The following is a 13,555-nucleotide window of genomic DNA, read 5'->3' as shown; positions in this document are numbered from 1 at the left end:
TGCCAAACATTTTTTAATACCCGCAGCCAGTTACGCTACAGCAGCTTATCCAGCACCAATTGATCATAGCCGCTGTCACGCAAGGCATTGATAAGCCGCGGTAAGCCGGCCACATCCCCCAGCGCGTCCGGCAGGGTGACGCCGTCAAAATCCGAGCCAAGGGCCACATGATCCTCACCCATTATGTTAATAAGATAGTCGATATGCCGGATGATGGTGGCGAAGGGCGTGTCGCTATCGCGCCGTCCGTCGGCGCGCAGGAAGGCGTTGCCGAAATTAACGCCCACTACGCCGCCGCTGTCGCGGATCGCCCGCAGTTGCCGATCGGTCAGGTTGCGCGGCTGCGGGCACAGGGCGTGGGCATTGGAGTGGGTGGCCACCAGCGGGGCGGTGGAGTGACGGGCGGTATCCCAAAAGGCCTGTTCATTCATGTGCGAAACATCGATCTGCATCTTCAGGGCATTGGCCTGGGCGATGAGCGCAATGCCCTCGCCGGTAAGACCCGGCCCGCTGTCCGGACTGCCGGGAAAGGCGCCGGTGACCCCGCAGCCGAAGCGATTGGCGATGTTCCAGAACGGACCCATGCTGCGCACCCCGGCGCGATAAAAGGCCTGCAGATCGTCGCCCTGGGCGTCAAACCCGCCGGCGCCTTCGATGTGCGCCACCATCGCCAGCGCATTATCCTGACGGCAGCGTTCGATATCCGCCGCGCTCAGGCACAGCCGCGCGCGGCTGGCGTCATGGGCGCAAATCGCCTTGAGGATAGCCAGCTGCTGCCAGAGGATCGTTAATGGGTCCCACGCCTGACTGGCGTACTGGGGCGCCACGCGGGCGATATACTCCTGCGGCGGTACAAAGAGGGCGAACAGGCCGCCGGCCAGACCGCCCTGGCGAATACGCGGATAATCGAGGTGGCCGCTCTCTATCCCGGCAAAGAAAGCGTTCACCGGATCCTCGCGATGGTGCAGCCAGAGATTCAGTAGCAGGTCATTGTGACCATCAAAAATCGCCACAGCGGGCTCCTGGGTTATCAGGTGGTAAAAATGGCTGTCACGGTAGCGGATTTATGCCCGGGGGCAAGCAGAAATTCACAAGCCAGCAACAATTGCCAACATTGATTATGTATCACACTGTATCCCGCGGCGGATCGCTGACATGAAGAGATAAAAACGGCCCCGGTCGGGAACACGGCGGATACAAATTTCCGCTTAACTGGTTACGTACTCTCTTGATGACGATGAAAGGTGACATAGCGATGAACAGATTATCCCTGATCCGGTATACCAGCGCCGCGGCGCTGGGGTTATCCACCCTGTGGTCCGCTGCCGTTTGCGCCGCTGAAGACGCGGGGGCGTTCGACAAGATCCACCAGATCCACGCCGGCGATCTGAATATTGGCTACGTGGATATCGGCCCGCGCGACGGCCAGCCGGTGATTCTGCTGCACGGCTGGCCCTACGATATTCAGAGCTATGCCCAGGTGGCGCCGGCTTTAGCGCAGAAGGGCTACCGGGTGATTGTGCCGTATCTGCGCGGCTACGGTACCACCCGTTTCCTCTCCGCCAGCACGCCGCGTAACGGTCAGCCGTCGGCGATGGCGGCCGATATTGTCCATCTGATGGATGCCCTGAACATCAGGCAGGCGGATCTGGCCGGCTTTGACTGGGGGGCGCGCACGGCGGATATCGTCGCCGCGCTGTGGCCGCAGCGGGTGAAATCCCTGGTCTCGGTGAGCGGGTATCTGATCAGCAGTCAGCAGATTGGCGAAAAACCGCTGCCGCCGCAGGCGGAGCTGTCGTGGTGGTATCAGTTCTATTTTGCCACTCCGCGCGGGGAAGCCGGTTACCGGCAGAACACCCATGACTTTGCGAAATTTATCTGGCATCAGGCGTCGCCGCAGTGGCCATTCAGCGACGCAACCTTTGCCAAAACCGCCCGGGCGCTGGATAACCCGGACCACGTGGCGATCACCATCAGCAACTACCGCTGGCGCCTGGGGCTGGAGAAGGGAGAAGCGAAGTATGCCAGCTATGAACAACGGCTGGCGGCGCTGCCGCCGATTACGGTGCCCACCATCACTCTGGAAGGGGCGAATAACGGCGCGCCGCATCCGGCTCCCGCCAGCTACCGGGCCAAATTTACCGGTAAATATGAGCACCGGGATCTGCAGGGGCCGGTGGGCCATAACCCGCCGCAGGAGGACCCGACGGCGTTTGTGCAGGCGGTGGTGGACGCTGATCGTTTGTAACCCGCGCCTTGCCGGCGGCGCGACGTTGCGCTTCCGGCAACACGGCTTATGCTTGTGAAGAGTCTATTTTGCCGCAGGAGCAGCCTTTGGAGCGTATTGACCACATCCTGGTCGTCGATGACGACCGCGACATCCGGGAACTGATTGTCGACTATCTGGAAAAATCGGGATACCGCGCCAGCGGCGCGGCGAACGGCAAAGCCATGTGGTCGGTGCTCAAAAACCATCAAATCGACCTGATTGTGCTGGATATCATGATGCCGGGGGAGGATGGCTTAACGCTCTGTCGCCAGCTGCGCGCAAACCCGCAACAGGATATCCCGGTGCTGATGCTCACCGCCCGCACCGACGACAGCGACCGGATCCTCGGCCTTGAGATGGGGGCTGACGACTATCTGGTGAAGCCCTTTGTGGCCCGCGAACTGCTGGCGCGCATCAAAGCCATTTTACGCCGCACCCGGGCGCTGCCGCCCAACCTGCAGATCACCGAGGCGGGCAGGCTGATCGCGTTTGGCGACTGGCTGCTCGATACCGCCGCCCGCCATCTGCTGGACGACAGCGGGGCGATTGTCGCCCTCAGCGGGGCGGAGTATCGACTGTTGCGGGTGTTTCTCGACCATCCCCAGCGGGTGCTGAACCGCGATCAGCTGCTGAATCTGACCCAGGGACGCGACGCCGAACTGTTTGAGCGGTCAATCGACCTGCTGGTGAGCCGGCTGCGTCAGCGCCTGCGGGAGGATGCCCGCGAGCCGGCCTACATTAAGACGGTGCGCAGCGAAGGCTATGTGCTGTCGGTCCCGGTCTCCATCCGCGAGAGGCATGAATGAGGTTCTGGCCCGCCTCGCTGCAGTCGAGGCTGATGGCGCTGCTGTTTCTGGCGCTGCTGCTGGCGAATACCTTAACCCTGTCGCTGCTGTTTTATGAGCGTATGAGCAGCGCCCGCAGCGTGATGCTGGGCAATCTGGCGTCGGATGTCGCCACCAGCGTGGCGATCCTCGACCGTCTGCCGCCCGCTGAACGCCCGCAGTGGCTGCCGAAGCTGGCGCGCGGCAACTACCGCTATCAGCTGGACGCCGGCGAGCGCGGCGACTACCCGGACAGCTGGCGCGCCCGGGACGCGGCGCGCTCCCTGCAGGAGGCGTTGAGCGCGCAGTATCCGGTGAGTATTGTGGCGATCCCCGGTCCGCGGCAGCATATCCAGGCCCATATTACCCTCCACGATGGCGCCCCCTTAACCCTCGACCTGTGGCCGAAACTACCGCCCATCGCCCGCTGGTTGCCGGTGGTGCTGATCGCTCAGTTTGTCCTCCTGCTGGCCTGCGCCTGGTACGCGGTTCGCCAGGTACTGCAGCCCATCACTCGCTTTACCCATGCGGTGAATGCGCTTGAGCCGGCCAGCGACACGGCGGGAACCATGGCCGAGCAGGGGCCGGAGGAGGTGCGCCGTGCCGCCCGCGCGTTTAACGCGATGCAGACCCGCATCCACGATCATCTGCAGGAGCGGGCGCGGATCCTCGCCGCCATCTCCCACGATCTGCAAACCCCGATCACCCGGATGAAGCTGCGGGTGGAGATGGCCGACCAGCCTGAACTGCGCGACAAACTGCTGCAGGATCTCGACAATATGACCCGCCTGGTGCGCGAAGGTATCGCCTTCGCTCGCACCTCGCAGCCGCTGGAGGAGGCGCGCCAGCGGCTGAACCTTGACGCCTTTCTCGACAGCATCGCCTGCGATTATGCCGATGTCGGCCGGCCGGTGCGGTTTTGCCCCGAGGCGCGCGCCGGAGTGGTGTGGATCCCACCGCAGGCCCTGCGCCGGGTGATGACCAACCTTATCGATAACGGGCTGAAATTCGGCGCCACGGTAACGGTCGCCCTCAACCGCGACGCCGCCGGGGATATCATCATTCATGTGCTGGATGAGGGGCCGGGGATCCCTGAGGCGTCGCTGCAGGCGGTGCTGCAGCCGTTTTATCGCCTGGAGGACTCGCGCAATCGCGATACCGGCGGCACCGGCCTGGGGCTGGCGATCGCCGCGCAGCTGGTCAGCCAGATGAACGGCACGCTGCGCCTGGCCAATCGCCCGCAGGGCGGTCTGGATGCCAGCGTGCGTCTCGCCGCGCAGGGATTGTATCCTGCTGTATCTCCGGCGCAGATAGAAAACTAAACCGACAATTCTCCCGCTTTCCCGACACATCCGCCCTACATCCCCTTGCTGTAATGTTGTGGCTGCCACCTTCGGCAGCGATGGCATAATGAGGAGAAGGCGATGTCGATATTCATTGCATTTTTGGGCGGGATGTTAACCCTGCTAAGCCCCTGTACGCTGCCGGTGATCCCGCTGCTGTTCGCCAGCGTCCGGGGCCGCCGGGGGCAACTGGCGATCATGCTGGCGGGCATGGCGCTGATGTTTGGCGCTGTGTCGTGGCTGGTGACGGTCGCCAGCGGTTGGGTCGTGAATCTGACGCTGGCTGGGCGCGGCCTGGCGCTGGCGTTCTTCGCTCTTGTCGGGCTGAGCCTGCTTTCGCCGCGCGTCGCGCAGCGGCTGACGTCACCCCTGGTGGCGCTGGGGAATCAGCTTAACGACGCCAGCTCACGCCAGCGCGGCTGGATCGGTTCGCTACTGGCCGGGCTGGCGGTGGGTCTGCTGTGGGCGCCGTGCGCCGGGCCGGTACTGGGGGCGATACTGAGCCTGGGTTTTGTGCATCCGGGCCAGGCGACCACCGGCGGGTTGCTGTTAGCCTACGGCGGCGGCGGGGCGCTGATGTTATTCCTGCTCGGGTGGTGCGGCGCGGCGTTGATTGCCCGTCTGCGTCGCGGGCTGGCGTTCGGCGAACGGCTGCGCCGGCTGGCGGGGGTGGCGATGCTGGCCTCGGTGGCGCTGATCGCCAGCGGCGGCGACCGCTATTTGCAAAGCGCGGGAGGTTGGAGTCAGGCGCTGGAGCAGCGGCTGGCCGCCCGTCTGCCACAGCCAACGCAGAAAACGGTTCTGCAACCGATCGCGACGCCCGAGCCCAGCAGCGCGATGCCTTCGCTGGCGGGGGGCAGCGCATGGCTCAATAGCCCGGCGTTAACCCCGGAGCGTCTGAAGGGCAAAGTGGTGCTGGTGGACTTCTGGACCCGGGAGTGCATCAACTGTCAGCATACCCTGCCTTACGTGCGCGACTGGGCGAACAAATACCGCGCGGCCGGGCTGGTGGTGATTGGCGTTCATACTCCGGAATATCCCTGGGAGCGTTCGCTGCCGCTGCTGCGCCAGGCGGTAAAGGACTGGCGGATAACCTACCCGGTGGTGGCGGATAATGAGTACGCCATCTGGAATGCCTTCGGCAATCAGTACTGGCCGGCGCATTACATTTTCGACGCACGTGGGCAACTGCGCTATACCGCCTTCGGCGAAGGGGATTATGCCCGCCAGGAGCAGGTGATCCAGCAGCTGCTGCAGGAGAGCAAAGCCTGACCCGTGGCGTAGGCGTCTGGCGGACGGATCCCTACAGCCTTTATACCTGATGCCGGGCGGCGCTGCGCTTGCCCGGCCTACAGGAGCGCGCAGGGAGAATGTAGGCCCGGTAAGGCGCAGCCGCCACCGGGCATCGAAGCGGGAAGGGTGCTGGATGCCTGTTGCCGGGCGGCGCTACGCTTGCCCGGCCTGGGGGGTAACGGAGCCGGGTGTAGGCCCGGTAAGGCGCAGCCGCCACCGGGCGTTGAAACGGGAAGGGTGCTGGATGCCCATTGCCGGGCGGCGCTGCGCTTGCCCGGCCTGGGGGGTTACGGTGCCGGGTGCAGGCCCGGTAAGGCGGGTTACGTAGCGGGTGGAGACAAAATGTTTGCCGGGTTAACAGACGCTGCTGAACGGTTCCCTCTCCCTCCGGGAGAGGGTTAGGGTGAGGGAAACTGGCGTGACACTGTCACCGAACAACCCACTCCTGCAGGGCCTCGGACATCAGTTCGCCGAGCAGCGTGACCGCGGCGGAATGGGGTTCCTGACGCGAGGTTTGTTGCAGACTGACGGCTAGGTTGCCGGGGGATGGCAGTGATCCGCCGGCGGGGCGCAGATTGCCTGGCATGCCGATGCGGCTGCGTACCGTCAGCCCCAGGCCGGCCTGCACCGCCGCCCAGATGCCGCTCAGGCTGTGGCTGACGAACACCACCTGCCAGGGGATCCCTGCGGCATCGAGACAGGCAATAGCGCGGGAACGCATCAGGCACGGGCTGTCGAACATCACCAGCGGCAGCGGCTCGCCGGACGCCAGCCGCGCGCGAACGTCAAAGTCAGGATGCGCAATCCACGCCAGCGGGCAGCGGCCCAGCCCGGGGCCCTGATCTTCGGTTTGCCACAGCAGCGCCAGATCCAGCGTCTGCTCCGCCAGCGCCTGGCGCAGCGGGCCATTGCGATCCACCCTGGCGACGATCCGCACCTGCGGATGGTGGCGGGTAAACTGCCCAAGGATCCCCGGCATCAGCGATTCGCCAAAATCTTCCTGCATGCCAAGGTGAATTTCGCCAGTGAGCCGTTCGCCCTGCAGCGCGCGCAGGGTTTCATCATTGAGCGCCAGCAGCCGTCTGGCGTAGCTCATTAGCTTTTCGCCCTCCGCGGTCAGTGCCAGGTGCCGCCCCTGTTTAACCACCAGCGCGGCGCCGCACTGACTCTCCAGCTTTTTGAGCTGGGCGCTGACGGCGGAGGTGGAGCGCGCCAGACGCTGCGCCGCCAGGGCGAAGCTGCCGCACTCCATGCCGGTCACAAAGCTGCGCAGGGCGTCGAGATCGAGGCCGGGTAAGCGTTTCTCCATTATCATCCTTATTACCGGGACGTTGGATTCTGGCGATTGCCATTATCGGGACCTTACTGTGGCATCGCGGCGGGCAGGCGTCAACGGACCCTGCGGCGAGAAGCGTAGAAGTCGCGCAGGCAGGCATAAAAAAAGCCGATAAGGGAACTTATCGGCTTAGTGCAGGCAGGGCTGGCCGCTGAGCGGGGCGACAGGCGCCGCCTCGCTCAGGCAGATTATTGCGCCAGCAGCTCCTGAGCGGTGCGCTCCACCAGGCTCAGCAGGACCTTCACATCATCCAGCGTCACCACCGGGTTCAGCAGGGTCAGCTTCAGGCAGGTAACGCCGTTGTGCTCGGTCACGCCAACGTTGGCGCGGCCGGAAGCCAGCAGGGCGTCGCCGACGCGCTGGTTGAGCAGGGCGATAGCCGCCGCGTCGCTCTGCGCCATCTGCGCCGGACGGGAACGGAACAGCACGCTCGCCAGCTGCGGCTGCATCACCAACTCCAGCGTCGGCTGCGACTTCACGTACTCCGCGACGTTTTTCGCCATGGTGACGCCGTGATCGATGATCGCCGCATACTGTTTCTGCCCCAGCGCTTCGAGGCCCATCCACAGCTTCAGGGCATCGAAGCGGCGGGTGGTCTGCAGCGATTTGGAGACCAGGTTCGGCACGCCGTGTTCTTCATCGAACTCGGAGTTCAGATAGGCCGCCTGATAACGCATCAGCTCGTAATGGCGGGCATCCTTCAGCAGGAAGGCACCGCAGCTGATGGTCTGGAAGAACTGCTTGTGGAAGTCCAGGGTAACGGAATCCACCAGCTCCAGACCGTCAAGATAGTCGCGATACTGCTCAGACAGCAGCAGCGCGCCGCCCCAGGCCGCGTCAACGTGCAGCCAGATCTGATGCTCCGCAGCGATACCAGCGATGTCGCGCAGCGGGTCGATAGCCCCCGCGTCGGTGGTCCCGGCGGTGGCGACGATCGCCATGATCTGTTCACCGTTAGCCTGCGCCTGCGCAATCTTCGCCTGCAGGTCGGCCACGTCCATCCGCGCGAATTCGTCGGTTTTCACCAGCGTAACCGAGCGGTAGCCGAGACCCATCAGCGCCATGTTCTTCTGCACCGAGAAGTGGGCGTTTTCCGAGCACAGCACTTTGTACTGGCGGATATCCCCCGGCAGTCCATCCTGCTGGATGGAGTGTCCCTGACGGGCGAAGAAGGCGTCGCGCGCCAACATCAGGCCCATCAGGTTGCTCTGGGTGCCGCCGCTGGTGAAGACGCCGGCGTCGCCTGCCGGATAGCCGACCCGGGCGCGCAGCCACTCGATCAGCTTCATCTCAATGATGGTCGCCGACGGGCTCTGATCCCAGGAGTCCATGCTCTGGTTGGTGGCGTTGATCAGCACTTCCGCCGCCTGGCTAATCACCAGGCTCGGGCAGTGCAGGTGCGCCACGCACTGTGGGTGATGCACCGACAGGCTGTCTTTCAGGAAGTACTCGATCGCACGATCAATCGCCGCCTGGTTACCCAACCCCTGTTCGTTAAATTCAAGGGAGATACGCTCACGCAGTTCGTCAACGCTTTTCCCCTGATACATCTCAGGTTGCTTCAGCCACTGCACAACGGCCTGACTGGTCTGCTCGATAACCTGCTGATAGGCCTCAACGCTCTGCGCCGAACCAGCAAGAATCGGATTCAATGTGGACATGGTGGTCACTGACTCCACTCAGACCGGTTTCACACCGGCGGCCAGCAGGGCCTGTTCAAATTTGTCGAGGAACACATTCAGTTCCGCGTCGCTGATCAGCAGGGACGGCAGCAGGCGCAGCACGCAACCGTGACGGCCACCGCGCTCCAGAATCAGGCCCGCTTCGAAGCATTTCTTCTGCAGCAGGGCAGAGAGTTCGCCGTCAGCCGGGTAGCAGCCCATGTGATCCTGCGCGTCGTTCGGCTTGACGATTTCGATACCGATCATCAGACCGAGACCGCGAACGTGGCCAATGACCGGGTAGCGCTTCTGCAGCTCCGCCAGTTTGCCTTTCAGCCACTCGCCCTGGGCGGCGACTTTGTCGGCAATGTTGTTGTCGCGCAGGTGGCGCAGGGTGGTCAGGCCGGTAGCCATCGCCAGCTGGTTGCCGCGGAAGGTGCCGGTGTGGTGACCCGGTTCCCAGGCGTCGAACTGCTTTTTAATGCCCAGCACCGCCAGCGGCAGACCGCCGCCAACCGCTTTCGACATCACGATGATGTCCGGCTGAATACCGGCGTGTTCGAAGGCGAAGAATTTACCGGTACGGGCAAAGCCGGCCTGCACTTCATCAACGATCAGCAGAATGCCGTGCTCTTCGGTCACTTTGCGGATGCGCTGCAGCCACTCGACCGGCGCCGGGTTCACGCCGCCTTCGCCCTGAACGGCTTCGAGGATCACGGCCGCCGGTTTACGGACGCCGCTCTCCACGTCGTTGATCAGGTTTTCGAAGTAGTAGGTCAGCGCTTTGACGCCGGCTTCGCCGCCGATGCCCAGCGGGCAGCGGTACAGGTGCGGGTAAGGCATAAACTGCACTTCCGGCATCATGCCGTTGACCGCCGCTTTCGGCGACAGGTTGCCGGTGACCGACAGCGCGCCGTGTGTCATCCCGTGATAGCCGCCGGAGAAGCTGATCACCGACGTACGACCGGTGTATTTTTTCGCCAGCTTCAGCGCCGCTTCCACGGCGTCAGCGCCGGAAGGACCGGTGAACTGCAGGCAATACTCTTTCCCTTCGCCCGGCAGGCAAGAGAGCAGGTATTCGGAGAAACGATCTTTTAACGGGGTAGTCAGATCGAGAGTATGTAACGGCAAGCCGCTGGTAATGACACTTTGGATGCTCTGCAATACATCAGGGTGGTTGTGGCCCAGAGCGAGAGTACCGGCGCCGGCGAGGCAGTCCAGGTACTGTTTGTTATCCGCATCAGTCAGCCACACGCCTTCAGCTTTAGTGATAGCCAGCGGTAACTTACGCGGGTAACTCCTGACATTCGATTCGAATTCGGCCTGACGGGCCAAAAAGGTTTCGTTGTTTGCGTCTAATAAATCGGCACGTAAAGTATCAATACGGACTTTATCCGTCATCATATCACTCCCACAACCAGCATTGCGGTTGAACGCTGGTTGAATAATTGGTGTAAGGAATTGAATTGGCATTCATAAAGCGCGCACAATATATGGCTTTTTAAATCCGCATTCAACGTTTTATTGATTGCGTTATTTTGACGTTATTCTTACCGGGGTGAAAATTAACGTAACCTGCTGAATTATAATAAAACAACCCAGAGTAACGATAACCCTTTAAAGTGTAATTATTAGTGAGAAAGTCTCTATATTTTTATTGCCGCTGCGTTAAAGCGCTGACGGAAAGCCTTCCGTCAGCGATAGCAAGAGTCAATGCAGCTCAACCGCATAATTTGTTAAAGGTGTAACTTTTTTCACCAACTTATTGTTATATAAAAACTGTTCGTAAGTGTCGTAGCGCGCTTTATCCAGCGCCGCCGGATCGGCGGCGAACAGCGGCACGGTTTGCAGCCACGCCTGATGGTTAAGCTCGGTCTTCAGCTCCGGATGCGCGGCGGCGAACGCCTCCCAGCTCTCCTGCGGATGCGCGCGCAGGTAGCTGACCCCGGCCTGCAGGGCGGTGAGGAATTTACGGATTTTCGCCTCATGAATCGCGTCGCGGTGGGCGACAATCACCAGCTCGTCATAGGCCGGTACGCCATAATCCTCAACGTTCATCACCACCGGGGCGTTGCCCTGCAGCTTCAGCTCCTGCGCTTCTATATTACGATAACCGCCGATGACCGCGTCCACCTGGCCCGCCAGCAGAGCGCTGGTCAGCTGAAAATTGACGTTGACCAGCTTGATACTGGCTGGATCGATCCCCGCATGCTGCGCCATGGTCGACAGGGTGGCCTGCTCAATGCCGCTGACCGAGTAACCCACCTTCTTGCCTTGCAGATCCGCCGGGGTTTTGATCTGCTTATCCAGGGCGATCACCGTGTTCAGCGGCGAGCCGATCAGGGTGCCCACGCGCACCAGCGGTAACCCTTCGTCAGCGAAGAAGTGCACCTGCGGCTGGTAGGTGATGGCCAGGTCCGCCTGACGGGCGGCCACCATGCGGGGCGGCAGCGCCGGATCCGACGGGGGGACAATCTTGACGTCCAGACCCTGGGCCTTAAAGGCGCCGATCTGCTCGGCCACCATAATCGGCGCATGGTCGGGGTTAATATACCAGTCCAGCACCAGGGTGAGCGGTTCATTGGCCAGCGCGTGACCGCTGAGCAGCGCCGTCAGGGTTGCTCCGGCGAAAAGCGACGTTTTCATCTGTTTTCCTTTATTACTTCATGATTATTCCGGCGACCAGTCGATCAGCCGGTGCAGCAGGGTGTCTACCGCCAGCCACAGGAAGAGGGTCAGCAGTACTAAAATAAACAGCGCGGCGAAGCAGATATCGGTTTGCAGCCGCGCGTTGGCATTGAGCATGACGTAGCCCAGCCCCTCGGCGGAGCCGACCCATTCGCCGATAATGGCGCCGATGGGGGCCACCGCCGCCGCCATGCGCAGGCCCGAGCCCAGCGCCGGCAGGGCGGCCATCAGGCGGACATGCCGCAGCTGAGCGCCGAAGGAGGCGTTCATGCTGCGCGCCAGATCGAGATACTCGTGGTTGACCCGTCGCAAGCCGTCAAAGAAGGCGGACGTGACGGGAAAGAAAATCACCAGCACCGCCATCGCCACTTTGGCGCTCATGCCAAACCCCAGCCACAGCACCAGCAGCGGGGCGAGGGCAAAGACCGGGATCGCCTGACTGGTGAGCACCAGCGGCATCAGCCAGCGCTGCAGGCGCGGGGAGAGGATCATGCCCAGCGCCAGCGTGACGCCGAGCGCCACCCCCAGCGCCAGGCCGCTGAGGATCTCGCTGAGGGTAATCAGCGTGTGCCAGCCGAGATAGGCGCGATTGACCCACAGCGCCTCGGCGACCGCCGCCGGGGAGGGTAAAAGAAAGTGCGGAATGCCGCTGCGGCTGGCCAGCCCCCAGAGAAGCATCAGTCCGCAGAACACCATGCCGCCGCGCCAGAGACGTCCAGTCATGAGTGGGCCCTCATCAGCTGCTGCAGCAGCGTCGCCTGGGCGTTCAACAGCTCGGGCGCATCCGGCGCGCGCGGAGGCGCGCCGGTGAGGTGATGGCTGTCGTCGATCTCCCCGTCGGCGGCCGAGAGGACCAGCAGACGGTGGCTCAGCCGGCAGGCTTCCAGCGGATCGTGGGTGATCAGCACCACCGTGCGCCCCGCCAGCAGAGTGGCCGCGAGGGTCTGAATACGCGTGCGGGTGAGGGTGTCCAGCGCTGAGAAGGGCTCATCCATCAGCACGATGGGCCGGTCCTCATACAGGGTGCGGGCCAGCGCGGCGCGCTGACGCATCCCGCCGGAGAGCGTCGCCGGCCGGGCGTCGGCGCTGGAGGCGAGCCCCACCTGTTCAAGCAGGGTGGCGACCCGGGCGTGATCCACTTTCTCACCGCGCAGCCGCGCGCCGAGGGCGACGTTCTCCCGAACGCTCAGCCAGGGGTAAAGCAGGTCTTTCTGCCCCATCCACACCAGGCGGCCGGGTATCGGCTTTCCGTCGCTGGCGACCACTTCCCCGCGGGTGGCGGGGGCCAGGCCGGCCATGACCCGCAGCAGGCTGGTTTTACCGGCCCCGCTGGCGCCGAGCAGCGACACCCACTGGCCGCCGGGGACCGTCAGCGACAGGTTATCGAACAGGCGGCGGTCGCCGAAATGGAGGCTCAGCTTACGGACCTCGATACCTGGCGCCGTCACGCCCGGGACTCCGCCGCGGCGTTGAGCCCCATCTGCCAGAACTGCGCCTCCAGGCGGGTGGCGGTGGTGAAGATGTCGCTCAGCCCGGCGAGGCGGGCCTCGCTTCCGCGCTGTTGCCACACGGTCTCCAGCAGCGCCAGCGCGGCGCTGACGCCCTGCAGATAGCCTTCATCGCCATAGTTACGGATCCACGAGGCGTAAGGATTATCCTCCAGTCGGGTGGAGGGGTGATGCAGCAGGCCCAGACCGATTTCGGCGTAACCCGCCACGCAGGGCATCAGGGCGACCAGCAGATCCAGCGCGTCGCCTGAATGACCGATATCCAGCACGTAGCGGGTGTAATTGATGGTTTCTGGCGCTTCGGGCTGGGCGGCCATCTCCGGTTCGCTAATGCCCCACTGGGCGCAGTAGCCGACGTGCAGCGGCACTTCGTTAAGGATGGCGTTCATGGAGGCGGCCGCGGCGCGCATCTCCGGCAGCGTGCGCAGTTTACTCACCAGCAGCGCGTAGCTGCGGGCGAAATGGATCAGAAACAGATAATCCTGGGTCAGATAGCGACGGAACGCGCTTTTCGCCAGGGTGCCTTCGGCAAGCTGCTGGACGAAAGGGTGCGCCACATAGTGCTGCCAGTCAGCGGCGGCCAGCTGGCGTAAACGGCCATAAAGACCTTGGCTAAACGCGGGAACAATCACA

The 13,555-nt window shown here is 63.1% G+C and carries 12 protein-coding genes; 4 read left to right on the top strand and 8 right to left on the bottom strand.

Annotated elements, in window-relative coordinates; translation table 11 throughout:
* Positions 1–35: 35 nt before the first annotated feature.
* Positions 36–1,013, bottom strand: a complete 978-nt coding sequence (locus tag ABLU95_RS05280) for a dipeptidase (RefSeq protein ID WP_348878961.1) — start codon at positions 1,011–1,013, stop codon at positions 36–38.
* Positions 1,014–1,255: 242 nt separating this feature from the next.
* Between ABLU95_RS05280 and ABLU95_RS05275 the strand changes: the two genes are divergently transcribed.
* From ABLU95_RS05275 to ABLU95_RS05260, 4 genes are all read left to right on the top strand, one after another.
* Positions 1,256–2,248: an alpha/beta hydrolase gene (locus ABLU95_RS05275; RefSeq protein ID WP_023289793.1), complete on the top strand. Its 993-nt coding sequence runs from the start codon at positions 1,256–1,258 to the stop codon at positions 2,246–2,248.
* Between the two features lie 86 nt (positions 2,249–2,334).
* On the top strand, positions 2,335–3,075 hold the full coding sequence (locus ABLU95_RS05270) for a response regulator (protein ID WP_017900551.1): 741 nt from the start codon (positions 2,335–2,337) through the stop codon (positions 3,073–3,075).
* Positions 3,072–4,415, top strand: coding sequence for an ATP-binding protein (locus ABLU95_RS05265; RefSeq protein WP_050534070.1), 1,344 nt, complete (start codon positions 3,072–3,074; stop codon positions 4,413–4,415). Before ABLU95_RS05270 ends, ABLU95_RS05265 begins: the two co-directional genes overlap by 4 nt.
* Before the next feature lie 102 nt (positions 4,416–4,517).
* Complete coding sequence (locus tag ABLU95_RS05260) at positions 4,518–5,708, top strand: cytochrome c biogenesis protein CcdA (protein ID WP_117145400.1); 1,191 nt, start codon at positions 4,518–4,520, stop codon at positions 5,706–5,708.
* Between the two features lie 448 nt (positions 5,709–6,156).
* Here the strand turns inward: ABLU95_RS05260 and ABLU95_RS05255 are convergent, their stop codons facing one another.
* The 7 genes from ABLU95_RS05255 to tenA form a co-directional block, all read right to left on the bottom strand.
* Positions 6,157–7,050 (bottom strand): LysR substrate-binding domain-containing protein, encoded by an 894-nt coding sequence (locus ABLU95_RS05255; RefSeq protein WP_241516010.1) that lies wholly within the window; start codon positions 7,048–7,050, stop codon positions 6,157–6,159.
* Between the two features lie 203 nt (positions 7,051–7,253).
* On the bottom strand, positions 7,254–8,735 hold the full coding sequence (locus tag ABLU95_RS05250) for an aspartate aminotransferase family protein (protein WP_176377340.1): 1,482 nt from the start codon (positions 8,733–8,735) through the stop codon (positions 7,254–7,256).
* 9 nt (positions 8,736–8,744) lie between these two features.
* The gene (locus ABLU95_RS05245) at positions 8,745–10,130 is read right to left on the bottom strand and encodes a diaminobutyrate--2-oxoglutarate transaminase (protein ID WP_072096675.1); all 1,386 of its coding nucleotides are present in this window, start codon (positions 10,128–10,130) and stop codon (positions 8,745–8,747) included.
* A 306-nt stretch (positions 10,131–10,436) separates the two neighbouring features.
* A complete protein-coding gene (locus ABLU95_RS05240; protein WP_261902412.1) occupies positions 10,437–11,372 on the bottom strand; it encodes an ABC transporter substrate-binding protein in 936 nt (311 codons plus the stop codon).
* A gap of 24 nt (positions 11,373–11,396) precedes the next feature.
* Positions 11,397–12,137, bottom strand: a complete 741-nt coding sequence (locus ABLU95_RS05235) for an ABC transporter permease (protein WP_032452953.1) — start codon at positions 12,135–12,137, stop codon at positions 11,397–11,399.
* Positions 12,134–12,862: an ABC transporter ATP-binding protein gene (locus ABLU95_RS05230; protein WP_348878959.1), complete on the bottom strand. Its 729-nt coding sequence runs from the start codon at positions 12,860–12,862 to the stop codon at positions 12,134–12,136. Before ABLU95_RS05230 ends, ABLU95_RS05235 begins: the two co-directional genes overlap by 4 nt.
* Positions 12,859–13,554, bottom strand: coding sequence for a thiaminase II (gene tenA, locus ABLU95_RS05225; protein ID WP_065883654.1), 696 nt, complete (start codon positions 13,552–13,554; stop codon positions 12,859–12,861). The genes ABLU95_RS05230 and tenA overlap by 4 nt, the downstream gene beginning before the upstream one ends.
* Between the last annotated feature and the right edge of the window lies 1 nt (position 13,555).

Origin of the sequence: Klebsiella sp. GG_Kp146, from assembly GCF_040061975.1 — a bacterium.
GTDB classification, from domain to species: domain Bacteria; phylum Pseudomonadota; class Gammaproteobacteria; order Enterobacterales; family Enterobacteriaceae; genus Klebsiella; species Klebsiella quasipneumoniae.
This window is presented reverse-complemented; position numbering and strand designations above follow the sequence as displayed.

Coding starts and splice junctions, on each gene's coding strand:
- ABLU95_RS05275 (WP_023289793.1), top strand. CDS start 1,256: ATGAACAGATTATCCCTGATCCGGTATACCAGCGCCGCGGCGCTGGGG.
- ABLU95_RS05265 (WP_050534070.1), top strand. CDS start 3,072: ATGAGGTTCTGGCCCGCCTCGCTGCAGTCGAGGCTGATGGCGCTGCTG.
- ABLU95_RS05260 (WP_117145400.1), top strand. CDS start 4,518: ATGTCGATATTCATTGCATTTTTGGGCGGGATGTTAACCCTGCTAAGC.
- ABLU95_RS05245 (WP_072096675.1), bottom strand. CDS start 10,130: ATGATGACGGATAAAGTCCGTATTGATACTTTACGTGCCGATTTATTA.
- ABLU95_RS05240 (WP_261902412.1), bottom strand. CDS start 11,372: ATGAAAACGTCGCTTTTCGCCGGAGCAACCCTGACGGCGCTGCTCAGC.
- ABLU95_RS05235 (WP_032452953.1), bottom strand. CDS start 12,137: ATGACTGGACGTCTCTGGCGCGGCGGCATGGTGTTCTGCGGACTGATG.